Raw genomic sequence first — 21,489 nt, forward strand, 5'->3', positions numbered from 1 at the left:
ATGAAACCGATCATCAAATACTTTGCGCTGACGGCCTGCCTCGCGCTGCTGAGCGCATGCGACATGAAGGAGGACCGGACCTGGGACGAACCGACCGACACGCGCCTCGCCCGCACGCTCGGCGAGTACCAGCAGGCGCTTACGGACGCCACCAACGGCTGGATTCTGCTCGTCGACTCCAAGTTCGGCGTCTTCCGCCACTACCTCTCTTTCGACGACAAGGAGCGAGTAATCATGCTCAGCGACCTCACGGCCAGCTACACCGTCAAGGACGGGACCGACACCACGACTGAGCCGCGGCAGAGCACCTACCAGCTCAAGGCGCTGCACATGCCGTCGCTGATCTTCACCACCTACAACTATATCCACATGTTGTGCGACCCGACCTACAACGTCATCAACGTGCCGACCCACTACGCGCTTTACGCCGATTTCGAGTACAGCATCCTCTCGTTCGACAGCGGCACGTTCACCCTGCGCGGCATGCTCAACAAGACCACGGCCTACCTGCGCCGCGCCACGAAGGACGAAGCCGAAGCCGTTTTCGAACAGCAGGCGCTGCTCAACGACTACGCCCGCATCGAGGGGCATACCGAAAGCACCCTTTCGATCGACGGCCGCGTGGTCACGGTGTCGTTCCTGCGGGCGCTGCATGCGACTGCGACGGCCGACCGCAACCGCTTCGCGGAGCTTTCGTGGGAGGAGGACGGCGCCGCGCAGCGCGCCGAGGGCCATATGTGGATCGAGCTGGAGACGGCTGCCGCCGACCGGGCCCCGAGCCGTATCGGCCTGATCGCTCCGGTCCGGGTGGGCAATGCCTCGATCGTCTCCTTCCGCTGGAATGACGCGAACGGAGCCTACGACGCCGTGGGCGACGACGGTGCGGTCTACACCAAACCCAATGAGTAACCCTTAAACAGCCTGTAAGATGAAACGATTCAAATACGGATTGATACTGCTCGCAGGGGTGTGCGCACTCCTTGCGGCCTGCAACGACGACGAAACCGAAGGGGTCGACGTCGTGGAAACGACCCGCGTCAAGGAGATCGGTTATCAGAGCGCCGTCTGCGTCGGCTACGTGCGGGGCGTCTGCTCCGAGCGCGGCGTCTGCTTCTCGGACGAGAGCGCGCCCGACCGCGTGGTGACGCTCCCGGCCCCGAACGGCGGCGACACGTTCGAAGTGACCCTTTCCGGACTGGAAAAGGGGCACGACTACGCCTGCTGGGTCTATGCCCGCGTCAACGGGCAGGTGGTCCGCGGCGAAACCAAGCGCTTTCGGACGCTCGAAGAGGGGCAGCCCTACCTGCTTGCCGGCGAGGCGAGCGAGGTGGAGCACACCTCCGCCATGCTCGACGGCTATGTCTTCACCAACGGCGGCCGGGAGATTCTCGAACGGGGCTTCTGCTACGGACCCGTCGAAGAACCGACCGTGGATGACGAGCGGTGCGAGACACTTCCCATCGAGGGCGGGCTGGGCCGGATGAACGCTCAGGTGAACGGACTGACGGACAAGACGGACTACTTCGTGCGCATCTACATCCGCACCGACGAGGGGGTTTCCTACAGCCCGGTCGTCACCTTCCGGACACGGCAGTACAACAAGCCGATCGTGTCGATCGTGGGCTTCGAACGCCGGGGCGACCGGATCGTCGTCCGTGCGAAGACGAGCGTGCAGGAGGCTGCCGACGAAACGCTGGAGACCCGCTGCGGCATCTGCGTGGGCAACACCGAGGATTACGACCGGGGAACGGAGTACACCTCCCCGACCACGACCATCGGCGAATACGAAGTGGAGATCGCCGCCAGCGACAACGTAGGCTACATCTGGGCCTGGGCCAGCAACAAGGAGGGCAAGGAGATCAGCAACGTGGCCACCTCGCGCGCCAGCGTGCGGCTCGAAGCTGCGATGGACATCCGCAGCCGCTGGCTGTCGCCAACCTTTACGATCGAGAATCTGGGCATCTTCGACGCCGACGTTACGGCGGCGGGCGTCTGCTGGAGCGAGACCGACCCCGAGCCGACCGTGGAGGGGGACCACAAGGTCTTCGAAACGGACGAAACCCTCACCCCGAACACCTACACGATGCCGCTCTTCTTCGGACTGAAGACCGCCACGGCCTACCATGTGCGCGCCTACGTCACCAACCAGTACGGCACGTCGTACAGCAAGACGGTGGAGATCACCACGCGCGAGGACCTCTTCGACGGCCATATCCGCGTCGGGACCGCAGGTAAATACCTGCCTTACATGAACGCCTGGCAGATCATCTGCAACGACGACACGCAAAGTTCCAACAACGTTCCCGTATCGTGCCAGTCGCCATTCTTCCGCGACGAGATTTACGGCGGCTGGACGGCGGCGTGCGAGGCGAACGGCTTCCGCATGAACGGCATTATCTACAAGCTGACCGGAGAGACGGACGGCGTGCTGAATATCGACATGCTGTTCTACTATCGTCCCGGCATGACGGGATCGTCGTTCAAGCAGTTTACTCACAAGACCACCTGCGTGCGCAACAGCGACGGAACGTTCCGTTTCGAGGGGTACACCGTCAGCAAAACCGGCGTCTACGCCACTGCTACCGAGCAGACCAAACCGATCTTCGATCTGATGTACTCCTACTTCCACGAGCACGACTTCTACTTCGAATGGGGCGCCCGCGACTACGAGTTCGCCGGCTCGGGCAACAAGATCGACACCCAGAACGGACCGCTGTGGCTGGTTCCGGTCGACGAACCCCAAAACTACTGGACCTTCACCAACAAACACTATTAGTATTTCCCGAGCAATGAAAAAACTGATTATTCTCGCCGCGGCTCTTCTCGGCCTGCACCCCGGGGTGCAGGCCGGGGAGCTGCCCGCAACCAACCCGATCGTGGTCGGCAATACGCGCATCACGGTCATCACGCCCGCGCTTTTCCGCCTGGAGTACGCCATGCAGGGCCGTTTCGTCGACGAACAGACCCTCTTCGCGTGCAACCGCGATTCGCTCTGCAACGACTTCACCTTCTCCGAGGTAGCGCCCAACCGCTACCAGGTGGAGACCGACTTTTTCCGTCTGCAGTTCGACAACGACGGCTTCCCAGCCGTGGGGCGCTACAACATGGCGCTCTACCTGAAGAACGCCGACGGCACGGAGACCGATCTCAAGTCGCGGTCCAATTCGGGCAAGAACCTCGGCGGTGCGATCTCGACGCTCGACATGGTGAAAGACCGCGTACCCACGCAGAACGGCCTGCTGAGCCGCGAGGGGTGGTACGTGATCGACGACACGGGCAAGGACCTGGTGATCGACAACCGCCTCGCGCTGCGCGACCGCACGCACGTCATCGACCGCTACTACTTCATGTACGGCCGTGACTTCAAGGCCGCGTTCGCCGCGCTGGGCGCGATCAGCGGCCATGTTCCCATGACGCGCAAGTACATGCACGGCTCGTGGTACTGCCGCTGGTGGGACTACACGGCCGACGAGTACCTGCAGCTGGTCGACGACTACGACAAGAACGATTTTCCGATCGACAACATCGTCTTCGACATGGGCTGGCATCTGCAGAAGGAGGCGACCACCGGAACCGGAGCCTCCGTCTCGCGCGGCTGGACGGGCTATACGTGGAATCCCCGCTACATTACCGATCCCGAGGGGCTGATGCGCACGATGCACGAGCGGGGGCTGTCGGTCTCGATCAACGACCATCCGCACGACGGCATCCGGCCCCACGAGGAGGGGTACGCCGATTTTCTGCGTGAGATCCGCCGGGAGAAGCCCGAACTGATCGTCAACGACAGCATCGTGCCGTTCGATCTAGGTGACGAAACCTACATGAAGTACTTCTTCAAGTACACGCATGAACCTTCGGAGCGCAAGGGCGTCGATTTCTGGTGGCTCGACTGGCAGCAAAGTTCGATGTATCCGCGCGTGCTGGGGACGACGACCCCCTCGCTGGCGTGGATCAACAAGCTCTATTACGACCGTTCGAAGCGCGACGGCCTGCGCGGAGCCAGTTACAGCCGCTGGGCGGGGTGGGGCGACCACCGTTACCCGATCCAGTTCTCGGGCGACTCGTTCGCCAACTGGAATCTCTTGGCGTTCGAGGTCGAACTGACGGCGACCAGCGGCAATGCCGGCTGCTACTACTGGGCGCACGACATCGGCGGTTTCTACGGCGGTTCGGGACCCGAATACCCCGAGTTGTACGCACGCTGGACCCAGTTCGGAGCCATGTCGGCCTCGCTGAAGATCCACTGCACGCGCGATCCGAAGCTCGACCGCCGTCCCTGGATGCAGGGCGAGGCGGCCACCCGCTCGCTCCGTGCCGCCTACCACCTGCGCTCGCGCCTGTTCCCCTATATCTATTCGAGCGTCCGGCAGACCCACGAGACGATGCTGCCGCTGATCCGTCAAATGTATATCGACTACCCCGAGGCCGACGAGGCTTACGAGAACCCGCAGCAATACCTATTCGGCGACCTGCTGCTTGTAGCGCCCATCACAGCGCCCGGCAAGGGGGAGAACTGCATCGCCACGCAGACCGTCTGGTTCCCCGAGGGCGAAGTGTGGTACGACTGGTTCTCGGGCAAAGCCTATCCGGGCGGTCAGCGGCCCGGCGTGGCGAAGGGGCTGGACGAATTTCCGCTCTTCGCGCGCGGGGGTTGGGTCATCCCCATGCAGCCCTATACGCCGCGCCCGGCGACCGAGCCGCTCGACGAGGTGGTGCTGCGCTGCTATCCCGGGGCCGACGGAGCCGACAATACCTCGACGCTTTACGAGGACGACGGGGTGAGCGACGCCTGCGAACGGGGCGAGTACGCGAAAACGGCGCTCAACTACCGCCGCGACGGCAGCCGGGTGACGATCTCCGTCTCGCCTGCGAACGGGTCGTACGAAGGGCAGCCGCAGCAGCGCAACTACCGGATCGAACTGCCCGCCGTCCGCTCGGTGGGTTCGGTCCGGGTCGGCTCGAAGCGCGTCGCTCCCCGGCGGGACGAGACGATCGCCGGCTATGTCGTGGAGATTCCCGCCCGCAGCATCCGTACGGCGACGACCGTGACGGTCGAGCAGATGCAGCTCTGACCGATCGAGTATAAAGTTTACGCCCCGGACCGCATGCGATCCGGGGCGTAACTTTTATAAGTCTCCTCCGAGGAGGGGATATAGGGGGTGGGTCAGACCTGTATACGCGCCGGAGGCCGCGAATTACGACTGTCTGGTTCGAACGCCGGATCAAAAATTACCGGTACATTCAAGTGTGATTAATGCGTCTCCCGATACCACGCCGTCTGCCGGTTGGCGTCGACCTGCCGCTTGGAGGGCTCGCTGACCGAGACGCCCGAGTAGTGTCTGATGGGGTTCATCTTTCCGTTATAGACCGAATAGAACGCCTGGGTGTGGAAGCGGCAGTCGACGGGAAACGCCCGCTCCATCCGCTCGTTGAACTCCGCCAGCAGCGCCGCATCGGGGCAAACCGTCTGCGTGTAGTGCCCCAGGTCGAAGAAGAGGTGCGAGGTGAGACCTTCGTAGATTTGCAGGTCGTTCGGTTCGTAGGGCAGAAGCCCTTTCTGGTTGATGCGCCGCATCACGTCCGCCAGACCGTCCAGCTCGGCCGTTACGGCCAGCGAGATGCAACCCGACTGGGCGTTACGGGGAACGCTTTTCCAATCGTTCTCGTAGAAGTTCCAGAACTCGTAGCACGCCCCTTTCAGATCGCATGTCGCGCCATTGTCGGCGAACAGACGCGGTACGGCCCGGCTGTACGGGAATCCCGCCGCCATGATCTCGCACGGGGCGGCAACGACCCGCTCGACCGATCCGCGCAGGTCGTAGAGCGTCTCGATATTGGCCATGAAGCAGGCGTCGAAGATCAGCCATGCGATGCGGAACTTCTGCGCGTCGATGGCCGCGGCAAGCTGTGCGATGTCCATCTCGCGCCCCGGATCGCCGAACGCACGGGTCGGAAGCGCTCCGGGCACGGGTGTCCAGAGGTCGTCGGCTTCGCCCGGACGGCGGCCGAGCGCGGTGACGCTGCCGCCGGCCGGAATCCACCCTTTGCCGTGGCAGCCGATGACCAGCCCGTAGCGCTGTGCGGGTGCGATCTCGGCTACCTGGGCGAGCATCTGTTCCACGTCGGCGGGATCGTCGGCCCGGAACGGGTCGAACTCCCCGTGTATGAAGGTCGTGCACTGCTGCGTTTGGGCGTCGTAGCCGATCTCCAGCAGCGTCGCCCGATCGCTCCGTCGATCGGGCTGATAGCAGACCAGTATCCGTCCGTCGCCCGGCATGCGCGCGTTGACGGCGCTGCGGATGCCATCGATGTTGTTCTCGTAGTCGTCCAGCAACTGGTGTCCCGGCATGTAGAGCAGCATGGTCTGCGTCGCTGTGGCCGGACGCTGAGCCACCTCCAGCGTGTATTCGACGGTCCCGTCGATCAGCCTGAAGCGCACGCTTCCCAGCGTGCGGCGCTTCGGAGCATCGTTCGGTTCGGTCACTGTGATCGTAACGCGCGTCACGCCCTGCCCGCCCTGGACGGGCGAGACCAGAAACCCTTCGCCGCTCGTGGTGAGCGACCACGGTTCCGGGGCGTCCACGTCGATCGTCGCCACGGCGTCGGCGTCGGCCGCCAGCAGCGCGATGGGCTGGGAGAGGTGCAAAACGGGCTCCTCCTCGTCCTTCGAGCAGGCCGCCAGCACGAAGGCTGCGATCAGCAGCAGGCCGAGGCGGCGGATCATTTGTATTCGCGGGGTTTGAGGTTGTTGAACTGCCATGTGCGGTCGCGTTTGTAGGTGTAGCCTTCGGGCTTGTTCCGGTAGATGCGTCCGAAGTCGAAATAGAAGCCGCGGCGTTTCTTGCCGTCGACGACGTAGGGGGTGGCCAGCGGTACGAACTCCACCGTGCGGCTGACGATACGGCTCTTGCCGTAGGCAAGCCCCTCGGCGGAGAGCACGTCGAGCGCGTGGTCGAACATCAGAATATGACGCGGCGTGGATTGCGTGAGCCCGTCGCCCGAGGCGAGGATCGTGCGCACGACGCCGTTCATGCGGTTGTAGTAGGCTTTCTCGCGCTCCCGGTCGCCCAGCGCACCGTAGGCGAAAGCCATCAAATTGAGGAGTTTGGGGCTGAACGGGTCCTTCTGCTGGGCGTCGAACGCGGCCGACAGCAGCGCTTCGAGCGATTCGCGGTTAGGGTTGTCGGGGTCGATCCCGGCGGCCAGCAGCAGCACCTTGTCCAGATAGGGGTTGGTCTCCAGCGGCTTGTAGGCGTCCTGGTAGGCGTAGCCGTAATAGAGGTAGTGGTAGTCGTCGTCCGTGAGCGTCTCGTCGCCCGCGTTGTAACGCATCAGCAGCGCCGAGTAGTAGTACGGCGATTCGCGGTCGAGCGTCTTGTCGAGGATGTCGTTTTCGTCGGGGGCCTTCGCCGCGGCGAGCGCGGGCAGGAGCAGCAGGGCGATCAGGAGTCGTTTCATGGGCTTCGGTTTTCAGCACTAACGGGCAATCAACGCAAATCGTATTCCGCAATCAGCCGTTCGAACCGGGCGCGCAGCGCTTCCGACCCCGGAACCAGCGGCAGGCGCACGCGGTCGTTGATAAGTCCCATCACCGACAGGGCGCACTTCACGCCCACGGGGTTGCCCTCCGCAAAGAGCGCACGGACGGCCTCGTCGAGGGCTTCGTACTCCTTTTGCGCCCCGTCGAAATCGCCCGCCTTGGCCCTCCCGATGCACTGCATGAAGCGCCGCGGGAAAGCGTTGGCCGCCACCGAGATCACCCCGTCGCCGCCGCGGCGCATCAGTTCGAGCGTCATGCCGTCGTCGCCCGAGAGCACGAGAAAGTCGGCGGGGCGCTCGTCCAGAATACGCTGCATCTGGGCGATGTCGCCCGAGGCTTCCTTGACGCCGATGACGTTCTTCAGGTCGCGGGCCGCGCGCAGCGTCGTTTCGGCGGTCATGTTCACGCCCGTGCGGCCGGGAATGTTATAAAGGATGATCGGCAGGGGAGAGTGCTCCGAGACGGTGCGGAAATGCTGGTAAAGCCCCTCCTGCGAGGGTTTGTTGTAGTAGGGCGTGACGCTCAGGATGGCGTCCGCACCCCGCAGATCGAATTCGCGCAGCTGGTCCAGCACCTCCGAGGTCGAGTTGCCGCCCACGCCGACCACCAGCGGCACGCGGCCGGCGATGTGGTTGGTGATGAACATGGCGATGACCGCCCTCTCGGGCAGGTAGAGGGTCGGGGTTTCGGCCGTGGTTCCGAGCGCCACGATGTAGTCGACGCCGCCCTCGATCACGTAGTCGATCATGCGCGCGAGGGCATCGTAGTCGACCCGTCCGTCGGGAGTGAAGGGGGTTATCAGGGCGGCTCCCACGCCTGCGAGCTTGTGTCGTATCATAATGTTCGGGTTTCTCAGCAGCAAATTTAACAATATTTTGCGGAAAACCGCGCGGCGCGGCGCGACTTTGAGAAGCCGTCCGTTACCCGCCCGCTCCGGTTGCGATCGCTCACAGCCGCAGGGGATGGCCGCCGATGCGGCGGACGCTCAGAACAGCTCGCCGTCCCGGGGCGCGGCCCCTGCGGCTCCTGAGGACTTTCCGGCTTCGGGATTTCCGGCTTCCCCGGCCCCTGCGGCTTTTCCCGTTGCTGAGGTTTTCCGGGTCTCTTCGCCGCTCTGAGTCCCTTCGTCGCTCCCGGCTTCCCGGCCTTTTCCGGACGGAGCGGTCTCTTCCGTCTCTTCGGCCCGTTCCGCTTCCGGGTTTGCGCCGAGCATCGCTTCGAACTCCTCCTCGGAAATGATCTTCACGCCCAGCTTTTCCGCCTTTTTCAGCTTGGCCGGACCCATGTTCTCGCCCGCGACAAGGTAGTCGACGCTGCCCGACACGGCTGCCACATTGCGCCCTCCGTGCCGCTCGATCAGCTCCTTGAGTTCATCCCGGCTGTGGTTGAGGAACTTGCCCGAGATGACGAAGCTCCTGCCCTGGAGTGCGTCCGACGAACGTTCGCGCGCCTCCTCTTCGAAACGCAGCCCGGCCTCTCGCAGCCGGGAGATGATGCGCAGGTTCTCCGCATCGGCGAAGTACTCGACGATCGCCTCGGCGATCTTGCCCCCCACCTCGTCGGCCTCGGTAAGCTCCTCGCACGAGGCAGCCATCAGCGCGTCGAGCGTGCGGAAGTGTTCGGCCAGATACTTGGCCGTGGTCTCGCCCACGAAGCGGATGCCCAGTCCGAACAGCACGCGGCGGAACGGGACCTCCTTCGACCGGCGGATCGAGCGGATGATGTTCTCGGCCGACTTCTCGCCCAGCCGCGGCAGACACGCCAACTGCGGGGCTTGCAGGTCGTAGAGGTCCGAAATGTCGTGCAGCAGGCCGTTGTCGTAGAGCAGTTCGACGGTCTCCTCGCCCAGCCCCTCGATGTCGAGGGCCTTGCGGCGGATGAAGTGGATGATGCGCCCGATGATCTGGGGCCGGCAGCCGCTCTGGTTGGGGCAGTAGTGTTTGGCCTCGCCTTCGTAGCGCACCAGCGGCGTCCCGCAGACGGGGCAGCGGTCGATATAGCGGAACGGCACGCTGTCGGCGGGACGCTGCGAAAGGTCGACGCCCGTGATCTTGGGGATGATCTCGCCGCCCTTTTCGACGCAGACCATGTCGCCCGGACGGATGTCGAGCTGGGCCATCTGCTCGGCGTTGTGCAGCGTGGCCCGCTTGACGGTGGTTCCGGCCAGCAGCACCGGCTCGAGGTTTGCCACGGGGGTCACCGCACCGGTGCGTCCCACCTGGAAGTCGATGCTTTCGAGCTGCGTGAGCGCCTGCTCGGCCTTGAATTTGTAGGCCACGGCCCAGCGCGGCGACTTGGCCGTGAAGCCCAGCTGGCGGCGCAGGGCGAAGTCGTTGACCTTGATGACCACCCCGTCGGTGGGGAAGGGGAGCGTGCGCCGCGCCTCGTCCCATTGGGCGATGAAAGCGTCGATCTGGGCCGCGTCGCGGCAGATGCGCATGTGCTCGGAGACCTTGAATCCCCAGCTGCGCGCCTTTTCGAGGCTCTCCCAGTGGGTCTTGAACGGCAGATCGTCGCCCGAGAGCTGGTAGAGCGTGCAGTCCAGCCCGCGCCGCGCCACCACGGCCGACGACTGCTGTTTGAGCGTCCCGGCGGCTGCGTTGCGGGGGTTGGCCAGCAGCGGCTCCCCGGCCGCTTCGCGCTCGGCGTTGAGGCGGTCGAACGAGGCGTAGGGCATCAGAATCTCGCCCCGTATCTCGAAGTAGTCGGGCCAGTCGCTCCCCTGCAGGCGCAGCGGCACGGAGCGGATCGTGCGCACGTTGGCCGTTACGTCGTCGCCCTGCGTGCCGTCGCCGCGCGTCACGGCGCGCAGCAACTCTCCGTGCTCGTAGGTGATCGAGATGGCCGTGCCGTCGAACTTCAGCTCGCAGACGAACTCCGTAGGCCCGGCCTCGCGCTCGATGCGGTCGACGAATTCGTGCAGTTCGTCGAGCGAATAGGTGTTGCCCAGCGAGAGCATCGGGAAGCGGTGCGTGACGGTCCGGAACTCGGCCGTCACGTCACTGCCCACGCGCACCGAGGGCGAATTGGGGTCAAGGAACTCGGGGTGCTCCCGCTCCAGGTCCTGCAATTCGCGCATCAGCGCGTCGAACTCGAAATCGCTGATTTCGGGGTTGTTCTCGACGTAGTATTTGTAATTGTGCAGTTCGAGCTGCCGGCGCAGCTCTTCGATTCGTTCGCGTATCATGTCGGAAGTAATACTTGGGTAAAGGTACATATTTTGTAACTAACGGCGGACGAAATCAAAAAAAATGCAAAAAAAAATTGCAGATGTGGTGCGATATACAAATTTTGCTTATAATTGCAGAAAATTTCGAAGCATTACTATGACTAAACAGAATACGGCGAAGAAACATATCGTAACGAGTTTTCATAACCTCACTGCGGAGTTGCAGGATGCCGTAAAAGCGAAATATCCGCTGGGCTTCACCGACGCCATGATGCGCGTGGACAAACCCAACGGCGACTTTTTCTATGCCGTCCCGTTCGATACCGACCAGATCGCCTACCTCGTGAAGATCGACGTGAAGATCGACGACAACGCGCAGGAGGAGGACGACAAGGATTACTACGACGACGAGATCAAGGGAGCCGACGAGATTCAGGACGACGGCTCGGACGACAACGGCGACGACAACGACGACGTGAATATCTGATCCCGTTTCGGTGCTGCGGCGTCCCGAAAAGCCTCTGGCCCGAAAATTGGGACTTTCCCGGACGTACCGTAACCGACTTTTCACCGCCGGCCCCGCCGGCCGCAACCGATAAACCATGAAGCGTCTGTTGTTCGTCTGCCTCTTCGCACTGCCGCTTATCTCCTGCGGTCTGGCCGAGGACGAGCAGGACGACAAGAACAAACGCATCTACATCACCTTCACCGACCCTGCATTCGAGGCGTATTGCCTCCGCGAGTTCGATCTGAACGGCGACGGCCGCGTCTCGGTCTACGAGGCGGAGCGTATCCGGAGAATCGACTGTCCGGGGCTGGGCATCCGATCGCTTTCCGACATCTCCTATTTCAAGAACCTGCGGACGCTCGATTGTTCGGACAACCTGCTTACGGACCTCGACCTGCGCAAGTGCCCGCTGTTGACCGAGGTCGATTGCAGCGGCAACCGGATCGGCTGGCTCGATGTGAGGGACCTGCGCGGCCTGCGGTCGCTCTACTGCTCCAATAATCTGCTGGGGGAACTCGACCTCCAGTCCAACGCTTCGCTCTCCACGCTGGTCTGCCGGGCCAATGCGCTCAAGACGCTCGACGTGAGCGGCTGCGCGTCACGCATGGAGCTGGTCGACGCGACCGCCAACCCTTCGCTGGCGGTGCTCTATATCGGCTCGGGACAGGTCGTGAGCTACCTCATCGACGGGCCGACCCGCGTCGAGGTGTTATAGGCCGCAAAAAAATCAGCGTTAAGGATTTGAATGACAATTTCTTCGAGGCTATCAGCAAGGAGTGGATGCTCGTCACTGCCGGCACGAAAAATAAATTCAATACGATGACAGCCAATTGGGGCGGTGTCGGTTATCTTTGGAACAAGCCCGTCGTTTTTGTCTTTATTCGTCCGGAGAGATACACGTTCGAATTTGTCGAAAATAGCGAAACCTTCACCCTCTCCTTTTTGGGGAACGAGCAACCGGTGTCTGGGTGAGGGAATGACCCCGCCCTTTTTGGCCGGGAAATATTGAGAGGGGGCGTGGAAACGCCCCCTCTGTTGTTTGCCTGATTTCCGGCAGTCGAATTTCAGGAAAGGGTAGCAGCCCTTTACGGGTCCATCCGTTCCGGACAGGCTCGCGCGCGCTTCCTGCGGCCGGGCCGGCTTACTTTCCACCCGGCTTGGTCGTGCGCCGGCAGCTTATTGGACTGCGGTCCATTTCGCGGCCGGGAGCGTCAGCGGATAGCACTTTCCGGCTGCGAGCGCGCCGCCCGTGACGGTGGCGGTATAGGCGGCGCCGTCCACAGTCAGGGTTATCACGAACGACTTCCCTTTCGGTTCGGTTCCGGGTCGCAACAGAAGGTAAAAAGTCGCTGGCGTCCCTTCGGTGATCGGCGAGGAACCCGTGAAAGTAAGTTTGTAGGCCAAGAAATTATCGACCCGTACAGCCGATCCGGAGGTAAAGTCGTAGGCGTAGTTATAAAAGGTGTTGGATCTATCCGCTGTCTCGATCGTGATTTGCGAGAGCGTCCCCGACACCCCTGCGGGTAGTGTGACGTTGAGTTTGAGCACGGCTGCCAGCGGCTTGAATGCCAGTTTCCCGGTGTCGGGATCGTATTTGGCCCAAAGCGGGTAACGGTCGGGCAGTTCCGATGCCGATGACCAGAAAAATTCCAGAGCAGAGGGGTTAAAGCACGTAGGTTTGAACTCGGAGAATCTTACTGTCCCCTGGTGTATTGCAAAGGCAGGTGTCGCTCCGGCGGGGTAACCCGAGCCGGCGAACAAGGCTGTTTTGCCGTCGTCGGAAATACTCGTAGCATCAAAGTAATAGATGGTCTCGGTGGTCGTACTGCCGTTGACGACGTACATATAATCGCCCCTTTTCCATTTGAGTGCGATGGCCGTTGCGCCGTCGTCTTCCATCGAGATGCGCGTGTCGTGCGGCTGGGCGAAAGTGGCGGTGATGGTGTAGGGAGTTTGCGGGCCGGAAGTTCCGGATGCGGGATTTGCGGTCTCCTCTTTCGAGCAGGCAAGGAGCGTAAGGGCCGCCAGAGCGGCAGCTGCGGTGCGGTTGATCTGTTTCATAGCCGGTGCGGATTATTGGTTGGCGGTTTCCCACGAATGGTCGTAGGTGATGTCCTCGAGGGTGCCGGTCGATCCGGCGAACCCCTGCTCGACGGCTATGTCGATCACAGAAATTTCAGGCGTCAGGTATTCGGGATTCCCCCCCCCGATGCGTAGTAGCGGGTTTTTTGCATAATGAATTGATTTTAAAGTTTAACGAGGCGAAATTAAGCAGAAATATCCGAATTTGCAAACACCCGATCGCTGGGCACGTTTCCGGAATAAGCCGTTCCCTGCAAGGATGCCGGGAAGAGAGGCGCAGCCCTCGCCCGGGGTTGCTGCAAGCGCGGATGGCGTCCGTCTTGTGGCCGGCGGAATAATTTTTAATTCCTAATTTTTGATTCTTAATTTCATTTCGTACCTTTGGATGCAAAAAATGTCTTTTGCGCAACAAATTGAATCGGATACCATGAAAAAAGTGGACGTGATCCTCGGCCTGCAGTGGGGTGACGAGGGCAAAGGAAAGGTCGTGGATGTGCTGACGCCCCGTTACGAGGTCGTGGCACGCTTCCAGGGCGGTCCCAATGCCGGGCACACCCTCGAATTCGGCGGCGAGAAATACGTACTCCGCTCGATCCCTTCGGGCATATTCCAGGGCGGCAAACCCAACGTGATCGGCAACGGCGTGGTGCTCGACGCGATCCTCTTCCGCGCCGAGGCCGAGGAGCTGGCCCGCAGCGGGCACGACCTGACCCGGCAGCTCTTCATATCGAAAAAGGCACACCTGATCCTGCCCACGCATCGTGTGCTCGATGCGGCGTACGAGGCCGCCAAGGGCAGCGCGAAGATCGGCACGACGGGCAAGGGCATCGGCCCGACCTATACGGACAAGGTGAGCCGCAACGGCATGCGCGTGGGCGACCTGCTGAGCCCCGATTTCGAAGCGATCTACGCTGCGGCCAAGGAGCGGCACGTGAAGATTTTGCGCAGTCTCGACTACCGATACGACATCACGGAGCTGGAAAAGGAGTGGTTCGACGCGGTCGAATACTTGCGCCGCTTCCGCATCGTCGACAGCGAATATTTCATCAACGAGTGTCTGCGCGAGGGACGCAGCGTGCTGGCCGAAGGGGCGCAGGGCACGCTGCTGGACGTCGATTTCGGCTCCTATCCCTTCGTCACCTCCTCGAACACGGTCTGCGCCGGGGCCTGCACGGGGCTGGGCGTGGCTCCGAACCGCATCGGTGAGGTATACGGCATCTTCAAGGCCTACTGTACGCGCGTGGGCAGCGGACCGTTCCCCACGGAACTGTTCGATGAGACGGGCGCCGAACTGCGCCGCGTCGGCCACGAGTTCGGAGCCGTCACGGGGCGCGAACGCCGCTGCGGCTGGCTCGATCTGGTGGCGCTGAAATATTCGATCATGATCAACGGCGTCACGCAGCTCATCATGATGAAGTCGGACGTGATGAACGGCTTCGACACGATCCGCGTGGCTACCGAATATGCGATCGGCGGAGCGCGCACCGCGCAGTTCCCCTACACGGTCACCGACGACCTGCAACCCGTCTACACCGATTTCGAGGGGTGGAAGTGCGATCTGCGCGACTGCCGCACGTACGAAGAGTTCCCGGCGGCGTTCAAACGCTACGTGGAGTTCATCGAGCGCGAAACGGGCGTCCCCGTGAAGATCATCTCCGTCGGTCCCGACCGCGGAGAGACGATCGTCCGGGAGTGATGCCTTCGGGCGGCTTCGGGGGTTGGCGGCTTGGCTTCTTGGTAAGAAGTTTTGCGGCGTCAGCCGCGCGGGTCTGCATGGGTTGAAAGTTACAAGCGGTCACAAGCGTTTGCGGATATAAGTCTTTCCGGGGTGTTCGATCTGCGAGGTTTTGCGGCGTCAGCCGCGCGGGCCGCAGCCTCCGGCGGCGGAGGCCCGCAGAAGCAGTCCTCCGCAGGCCGCGTCCGCGACTATAATTAAAGAGTTGTCCGCGGGCGGCTGAATAAACGGTAACCTGCGGCACGGCATTAAGATGATGCGCGCAGGGAGGGCGGCAGCCTGCGGAGGAACGCCAATGGGGGGCCGCCGCCGGAGGCTGCGGCCCGCGCGGCTCGAAGAGCCGCATTTGATAGGTGTTATGCGGTCCGTGCAAACAGCGGCCGGAAGCGCGAAACAGGCATCAGACAATAGACGACAGGAACCGACAGAGCGAACTATAATCGAACTAAAATACATACTTAAATACTGTATGAAATCACAACAACCTCTTAAAATCGTACTACTGGCCAAGCAGGTTCCCGACACCCGCAACGTGGGTAAGGACGCGATGACCCCCGAAGGGACGGTCAACCGCGCGGCGCTGCCGGCTATTTTCAACCCCGAAGACCTCAATGCGCTCGAAGCGGCCCTCACGTTGAAGGACCGCGTGCCGGGTTCGACGGTCCACGTGCTGACGATGGGGCCCCAGCGCGCCGCCGACATCATCCGCGACGCCATGTTCCGCGGTGCGGACGGCGGTTACCTGCTCTCGGGCCGCGAATTTGCCGGCTCCGATACGCTGGCCACCTCCTACGCCCTTTCGTGCGCCCTGAAAAAGATCGACGCCGACGTCATCGTCGCAGGCCGTCAGGCCATCGACGGCGACACGGCGCAGGTCGGCCCGCAGGTGGCCGAGAAGCTGGGCCTGCCGCAGGTGACCTATGCCGAAGAGATCGTCGATATCTGTTCGGGTGCGCTCCTCATCAAACGCCGCCTGGAGCACGGAACCGAGGTGGTCGAGTGCCCGATCCCGGCCGTCGTTACGGTCAACGCTTCGGCCGCGGAGTGCCGTCCGCGCAACGCCAAGCGCGTGATGACCTACAAGTTCGCCCTTTCGAAGTCGGAGATCGCCGCCGATCCCGAGTCGGTCGCCGCACGCCGTGCCGCGTCGAAACCCGCCCTGCAGATCGTGGAGTGGGCCGCCGCAGACGTCGATCCCGATCCGCAGCAGCTGGGCCTGCAGGGTTCGCCCACGAAGGTCAAGAAGATCGAAAACGTGGTCTTCGCCGCCAAGGAGGCCAAGCGGCTCACCGCTTCCGACTGCGACGTGAATGAACTGATGGTAGAACTTATTGCGAGCCACACGCTCGGCTAATCCCGAAAGAGATGAACAACATATTCGTATATATCGAACTCGAAGGCGGCAAGGTCGCCGACGTAAGTCTCGAACTGCTGACCAAAGGCCGCGAACTGGCCGATACGCTTCGTGTGAAGCTCGAAGCCGTGGTCATCGGCCACGGGGTGGGGGAGCTGGCCTCCGAGCTGGCCAAATACGGGGCCGACACGGTGTGGACGGCCGACGATGCGATTTTCGCTCCGTTCCGCACGCTGCCCCACACGGCCGTCATGTGCGGACTGATCGAAGAGGAGAAACCGCAGATCGTCCTGTTCGGTGCGACCTGCATCGGCCGCGACTTCGCGCCGCGCGTCTCCTCGGCGCTGCACAGCGGTCTTACGGCCGACTGCACGCAGCTGGTGATCGGCGACCACGCCGACCCCAAGTCGGGCAAAGGGTATAAGGACCTGCTTTACCAGATCCGCCCGGCGTTCGGCGGCAACATCATCGCCACGATCGTCAACCCCGACCACCGTCCCCAGATGGCTACCGTCCGCGAGGGCGTGATGCGCAAGGAGTACGCCGCCAAAACCGGTGCGGGCGAGCGGAAGACGATCGACTGGAAGAAGTACGTGAAGGACGCCGACCTGGCGGTGAAGATCGTCGACCGGCAGATCGAGGAGCGCAAGATCGACATCAAGGGCGCAGGCGTCATCGTCGCCGGCGGCTACGGCATGGGTTCGAAGGAGAACTTCCGTCTGGTGCACGAGCTGGCCGCGGTGCTCGGCGCCGAGGTGGGTGCGAGCCGCGCCGCCGTCGATGCCGGATTCACCGACCATGCCCGCCAGGTGGGCCAGACGGGCGTCACGGTCCGTCCGAAGCTCTACATCGCCTGCGGCATCTCGGGTCAGATTCAGCACACGGCCGGCATGGACCAGTCGGCGATGGTCATCGCCATCAACACCGACCCGGAGGCTCCGATCAATAAGATCGCCGACTACGTGATTACGGGCGACGTGAACGAGGTGATTCCCAAGATGATCAAGTACTACAAACAAAATTCGAAATAGTTTTCGGTATCCGAAGGCGCCTTCGAGACCTTCCCGTCCGCTCCGGCAGTCACTCGCAGCCTTTGGCGGATGCCGGAACAGGCGCTTCGGAAATCGGAAACAAAGAAGCAAAAAACATGGCTAATTTCTTTTCAGACAATAAGGATTTGCAGTTCCACCTCCAGCATCCCGCGATGCGCAAGATCGTGGAGCTGAAAGAGCGCGGCTTCGCCGAAAAGGAGCTTTACGACCACGCTCCGCAGGATTTCGACGATGCGATGGACTCTTACCGCCGCGTGCTGGAGATTGCCGGCGAGGTTTGCGGCGAGGTTATCGCTCCCAACGCCGAGAGCGTGGACCACGAGGGTCCGCGCGTGGTCGGCGACCACGTGGAGTACGCCGCGGGTACGGTGCAGAACCTCAAGGCCATCGTCGATGCGGGGCTGAGCGGACTGACGCTCCCGCGCAAGTACGACGGCCTGAACTTCCCGCTGGTCTGCTTCGTGATGGCCAACGAGATGGTCGCCCGCGCCGATGCCGGCTTCGAGAACATCTGGGGGTTGCAGGACTGCGCCGAGACGCTCAACGAGTTCGCCTCGGAGGAGCTGAAGCAGAAATACCTGCCGTGGGTTTCGGCGGGCGCTACGTGCGCCATGGACCTCACGGAGCCGGACGCCGGTTCGGACCTGGGTGCGGTGATGCTCAAGGCCACCTGGTCCGAAGAGAGGCAGACCTGGCTGCTGAACGGCGTGAAGCGTTTCATCACCAACGGCGACGGCGACGTGTCGCTGGTGCTGGCGCGCACGGAGGAGGGGACGACCGACGCCCGCGGCCTGTCGATGCTCGTCTACGACAAGCGCGACGGCGGGGTGAAGGTGCGCCGCATCGAGAACAAGATGGGTATCAAGGGTTCGCCCACGTGCGAGCTGGTCTTCACGAACGCCCCGGCGCAGCTGGTCGGCGACCGGAAGATGGGCCTTATCAAATATGTGATGTCGCTGATGAACGCCGCCCGTCTGGGCATCGGCGCGCAGTCGGTCGGCACGTGCGAGGCCGCCTACCGCGAGGCGTTGAAGTACGCCCGCGAGCGCGAGCAGTTCGGCAAGCCGATCGTCCGCTTCGCCGCCGTCTCGGAGATGCTCTCCGTGATGCACGCCAAGCTGGTCGGTGCGCGCGCGCTGCTCTACGAAACCACGCGCTTCGTCGAGATTTACAAGCAGTACACTCATATCTCCCACGAACGGCCGCTCGAAGCGGAGGAGCGGCAGGAGATGAAGTTCTACACGCGCCTGGCCGACGGCTTCACGCCGCTGGTGAAGCTCTTCTCGTCGGAGTACGCCAACCAGCTGGCTTACGACGCCGTGCAGATCCACGGGGGCTCGGGCTTCATGAAGGATTACCCCTGCGAGCGGCTCTACCGCGACGCGCGCATCATGAACATCTACGAGGGGACGTCGCAGCTGCAGGTCGTGGCCGCCATCAACGCCGTGACCAAGGGCACGTTCCTCGAACAGATCGAGCGCTACGCCGCCGCCGAATATGCCGAGGCCGTGCAGCCCGTCGCGGCGAAGCTGCGCGAACTGACCGCCCGCTTCGTCGAAATGACGGCCCGTGTCGAGGCCGGCGACAAGGAGGTCCCCGGATTCAAGGACTTCCATGCCCGCCGCCTGGTCGAGACCGCCGGACACATCATCATCACCTACCTGCTCTGCCGTCAGGCCGGGGAGTGCGCCGATTACGTCGCTCCGGCGCGCATCTTCGCCAAGCTGGCCGAGGGGAAGATCGCCGAGGCCCACACCGTGGTGATGAACTCCACGACCGACGACGTGGCCCTCTACCGGGTCGAAGAGGAGGCGTAAGGCCGATGCCGGCACGGACCGACGTGCGGCCGACAACGGGAAAGGTTCTCACGGGAACCTTTCCCGTTCTGTTTGCAAGGGGTCCCGTTGTGCCTGCCCGAAGCGGTCAAAAAGCCGAAATTTCGTATCTTGTCAGCCGAACCAAACGTTTCAGGACATGAGAAAAACAGTTTTTACCCTTCTGGCCGTGCTCTTTGCGGCGCAGCTTTTTGCCCGTTCGAACCGCAGCGAGCTGAGCGTTTCCTATGGTTACACCCCCGCTACCGACTGGGTCGATTCCTTTTTGACCACCCTGGCGGGGCTGTTTCCGGGCATGGATTCCCGGCAGAACGACTGGGGAGCTGTGACGGTGGGGTACAATTTCCGGCTGACGGAACGGATCAGCCTCGGCATGCAGGTGGTCTATTCGACCAACGAAAGCGAATTTTTCGAGGATGGGGTTTCGCGCGTGAAGGTCGACAACAGCTACTGGTCGGTGATGCAAGACGTCAAGGCCGCGTGGTTCAGCCGGCGGATGATCCGCCTCTATTCGAGACTCTCTGCGGGGGCCGCTTTCCGCCGGGCCAAGATCGACGGAGAGAAGCATTCGGAATCGCTCTTCGCCTATCAGCTCTCGCTTATCGGCATCGAGGTCGGCGGCAACCTGGCGGCGTATGCCGAAGCGGGAGTCGGCGTGTCGGGCTGTCTGCTCGTCGGCGCGCGCTACCGGTTTTGACCCTCGTCCGAACGCAGGAAAAAGCCGTCCCCGAAAAGGACGGCTTTTATGTGGCTATTCAGGACGGTCGTTGGGGAGTGTCGGCTTGGGACACTCCGGATCGGTGTCGATCCGTTCCTCCCGCGCCGGCGTCGGAGCACTCCCCGCGCGCGGCGTCCCGGCCGACCGGGGCGGCCGTCCCGGCCGCACGGGCGGTTTCTTTCGGCAAAATTCCCCCCCCCGGCCAGGTTGCGCCGCTCGAGGTACTCCTTAGGCGACATCGACTCCTGTTCGGAGAAGTGGCGGTAGAAACTCGACCGCGAAGTGAAGCCGCAGCGGAACATCAGCTCCTTGATGGTCGCGCCCGGCATGCGGTCGGCGATGAGCTTGAAATGCTCCAGCCGCAGGAAATTGACGTATTCGTGGAATCCCGTGAAGCCGCCCCACTTGACGGCCCGCATGGTGAGCGTACAGCTCGCGCCGACCTGCTGGGCCAGCTTGCGGAGCGTGTAGTCGGGATCGGTGAACGGGGTGTCCGTCTTCATCAGGCTGTCGATGCGGTCGAAGAGCTTGTAGGCGGTGATGTCGGAGCTTGTGAACTCGGGGGTTTCGGGCGTTTGCGCGGGGGTATCCCCCACGTTGCGCGGCAGCGACAGCGGGTTCTCGTCGCGCAGGTAGAGCACCGACAGGTAGATGGGCAGCGCGGCGGCGACGTATCCGAACGCATAGACCGCCCAGCGGTTCACGGCCAGCACGAAGAGGAGATAGGCCGCAAGCATCAGCGCGAAGCAGGCGATGTAGATGCACATGCCCCGCGACCGGCGGCGCTGCTGCGGGAATTTGTAAACGAGCGGCGCAAGCAGGGTAAGCGTCGGGGTGAGGACCGAGAGCAGGAACAGCCCCAGCCGCAGCTGCACGTCGGTATGTCCGATTTGGGCGACGATCTGCGCGGTCGAGTGCAGCGGGGTGATATAACCGTCGAACCACAGGTAGCAGGCCACGACGGTGCAGGCGAGGATCGGGGGCTGCGAGAGCGCCGCGAGCCGCGTGGGAGTGACCCACTCCGGGCGGAGCGAACCGATGGTGAAGAGCGACAGCGCGTGCACGAACAGATACCATTTGATTATGATCGGGATGCTGAGCAGCGTGAGGCTGTCGCGCACGATGAGCGGCTCGGTCCCGAGCCAGCGGTAGTTGTCCCTCAGCATCGAAAGGGAGAAGAGCAGAACCATCGCGCCCCAGATCAGCCGCAGCCGGTTGTCCTGCGCCCGGACGATCAGCAGGAGGGCCAGCGCGGCCATCACCAGGTCGAGCACGATTTGGATAATCAGATGCGGAGCGCCGGGGTAGTTCATGTCCGGAAGTTTGGGTCGGAATTTTCGCGCGGCCGGGCGGAAACGCCTCCCGTCGGGCCGGAAAATTCGGTTGCGGAATTATTTAATGGGTTAAATATACGCATTTTGAACGAAAGTGCGCATCCGGCGCGCGAAAAATGCACACGAAAAAGGGGTTTGCCGCAGCAAACCCCTTCTCGGATG

16 protein-coding genes and 1 pseudogene are annotated in these 21,489 nt (G+C 62.6%); 11 read left to right on the plus strand and 6 right to left on the minus strand.

All coding sequences use genetic code 11. From position 1 onward, the window contains the following. From ACMO9O_RS06920 to ACMO9O_RS06930, 3 genes are read left to right on the plus strand one after another with little or no spacing between them, the layout of a single operon-like run. The gene (locus tag ACMO9O_RS06920) at nucleotides 1-909 is read left to right on the plus strand and encodes a DUF4302 domain-containing protein (protein ID WP_418983084.1); all 909 of its coding nucleotides are present in this window, start codon (nucleotides 1-3) and stop codon (nucleotides 907-909) included. 19 nt (nucleotides 910-928) lie between these two features. After that, on the plus strand, nucleotides 929-2,776 hold the full coding sequence (locus ACMO9O_RS06925) for a hypothetical protein (RefSeq protein ID WP_418983085.1): 1,848 nt from the start codon (nucleotides 929-931) through the stop codon (nucleotides 2,774-2,776). 13 nt (nucleotides 2,777-2,789) lie between these two features. Beyond that, complete coding sequence (locus tag ACMO9O_RS06930; RefSeq protein ID WP_418983086.1) at nucleotides 2,790-5,072, plus strand: TIM-barrel domain-containing protein; 2,283 nt, start codon at nucleotides 2,790-2,792, stop codon at nucleotides 5,070-5,072. 179 nt (nucleotides 5,073-5,251) lie between these two features. Here the strand turns inward: ACMO9O_RS06930 and ACMO9O_RS06935 are convergent, their stop codons facing one another. From ACMO9O_RS06935 to ligA, 4 genes are all read right to left on the minus strand, one after another. Next, entirely contained in the window at nucleotides 5,252-6,724 is a 1,473-nt protein-coding gene (locus ACMO9O_RS06935; protein ID WP_418983087.1) for a clostripain-related cysteine peptidase, read from the minus strand. After that, nucleotides 6,721-7,458 (minus strand): DUF4919 domain-containing protein, encoded by a 738-nt coding sequence (locus ACMO9O_RS06940; RefSeq protein ID WP_418983089.1) that lies wholly within the window; start codon nucleotides 7,456-7,458, stop codon nucleotides 6,721-6,723. Before ACMO9O_RS06940 ends, ACMO9O_RS06935 begins: the two co-directional genes overlap by 4 nt. Before the next feature lie 29 nt (nucleotides 7,459-7,487). After that, nucleotides 7,488-8,378 carry a 4-hydroxy-tetrahydrodipicolinate synthase gene (dapA, locus tag ACMO9O_RS06945; RefSeq protein ID WP_418983090.1) on the minus strand — a complete coding sequence of 297 codons (891 nt, stop codon included), beginning with the start codon at nucleotides 8,376-8,378 and terminating at the stop codon, nucleotides 7,488-7,490. 147 nt (nucleotides 8,379-8,525) lie between these two features. Continuing rightward, on the minus strand, nucleotides 8,526-10,727 hold the full coding sequence (gene ligA / locus ACMO9O_RS06950) for an NAD-dependent DNA ligase LigA (RefSeq protein ID WP_418983092.1): 2,202 nt from the start codon (nucleotides 10,725-10,727) through the stop codon (nucleotides 8,526-8,528). A 139-nt stretch (nucleotides 10,728-10,866) separates the two neighbouring features. Here ligA and ACMO9O_RS06955 point away from each other — a divergent pair, with 139 nt between their 5' ends. The 3 genes and pseudogenes from ACMO9O_RS06955 to ACMO9O_RS06965 all read left to right on the plus strand — a co-directional run. After that, the gene (locus tag ACMO9O_RS06955) at nucleotides 10,867-11,196 is read left to right on the plus strand and encodes a hypothetical protein (protein ID WP_418983094.1); all 330 of its coding nucleotides are present in this window, start codon (nucleotides 10,867-10,869) and stop codon (nucleotides 11,194-11,196) included. A gap of 115 nt (nucleotides 11,197-11,311) precedes the next feature. Next, on the plus strand, nucleotides 11,312-11,932 hold the full coding sequence (locus tag ACMO9O_RS06960) for a leucine-rich repeat domain-containing protein (protein WP_418983096.1): 621 nt from the start codon (nucleotides 11,312-11,314) through the stop codon (nucleotides 11,930-11,932). Continuing rightward, a pseudogene (locus ACMO9O_RS06965) lies at nucleotides 11,929-12,171 on the plus strand (flavin reductase family protein); the annotation flags it as partial. The gene ACMO9O_RS06960 and the pseudogene ACMO9O_RS06965, both read left to right, overlap by 4 nt. 222 nt (nucleotides 12,172-12,393) lie before the next feature. Here ACMO9O_RS06965 and ACMO9O_RS06970 read toward each other — a convergent pair. Further along, nucleotides 12,394-13,278 (minus strand): hypothetical protein, encoded by an 885-nt coding sequence (locus ACMO9O_RS06970; RefSeq protein ID WP_418983098.1) that lies wholly within the window; start codon nucleotides 13,276-13,278, stop codon nucleotides 12,394-12,396. A gap of 448 nt (nucleotides 13,279-13,726) precedes the next feature. On the opposite strand from ACMO9O_RS06970, the gene ACMO9O_RS06975 reads away from it, so the two are divergent. From ACMO9O_RS06975 to ACMO9O_RS06995, 5 genes are all read left to right on the plus strand, one after another. After that, nucleotides 13,727-14,995, plus strand: a complete 1,269-nt coding sequence (locus ACMO9O_RS06975; protein WP_418983099.1) for an adenylosuccinate synthase — start codon at nucleotides 13,727-13,729, stop codon at nucleotides 14,993-14,995. Nucleotides 14,996-15,503: 508 nt separating this feature from the next. After that, on the plus strand, nucleotides 15,504-16,388 hold the full coding sequence (locus ACMO9O_RS06980; RefSeq protein ID WP_418983100.1) for an electron transfer flavoprotein subunit beta/FixA family protein: 885 nt from the start codon (nucleotides 15,504-15,506) through the stop codon (nucleotides 16,386-16,388). 11 nt (nucleotides 16,389-16,399) lie between these two features. Beyond that, on the plus strand, nucleotides 16,400-17,419 hold the full coding sequence (locus ACMO9O_RS06985; RefSeq protein WP_418983101.1) for an electron transfer flavoprotein subunit alpha/FixB family protein: 1,020 nt from the start codon (nucleotides 16,400-16,402) through the stop codon (nucleotides 17,417-17,419). 116 nt (nucleotides 17,420-17,535) lie between these two features. Then, on the plus strand, nucleotides 17,536-19,257 hold the full coding sequence (locus tag ACMO9O_RS06990) for an acyl-CoA dehydrogenase family protein (protein WP_418983102.1): 1,722 nt from the start codon (nucleotides 17,536-17,538) through the stop codon (nucleotides 19,255-19,257). Between the two features lie 157 nt (nucleotides 19,258-19,414). Further along, nucleotides 19,415-19,972, plus strand: a complete 558-nt coding sequence (locus ACMO9O_RS06995) for a hypothetical protein (RefSeq protein ID WP_418983104.1) — start codon at nucleotides 19,415-19,417, stop codon at nucleotides 19,970-19,972. Here ACMO9O_RS06995 and ACMO9O_RS07000 read toward each other — a convergent pair. Continuing rightward, a complete protein-coding gene (locus ACMO9O_RS07000) occupies nucleotides 19,960-21,306 on the minus strand; it encodes a helix-turn-helix domain-containing protein (RefSeq protein ID WP_418983105.1) in 1,347 nt (448 codons plus the stop codon). The genes ACMO9O_RS06995 and ACMO9O_RS07000 overlap by 13 nt on opposite strands. Between the last annotated feature and the right edge of the window lie 183 nt (nucleotides 21,307-21,489).

This window comes from Alistipes sp. (assembly GCF_048465635.1).
In the GTDB taxonomy this organism is placed as follows: Bacteria; Bacteroidota; Bacteroidia; order Bacteroidales; family Rikenellaceae; genus Alistipes.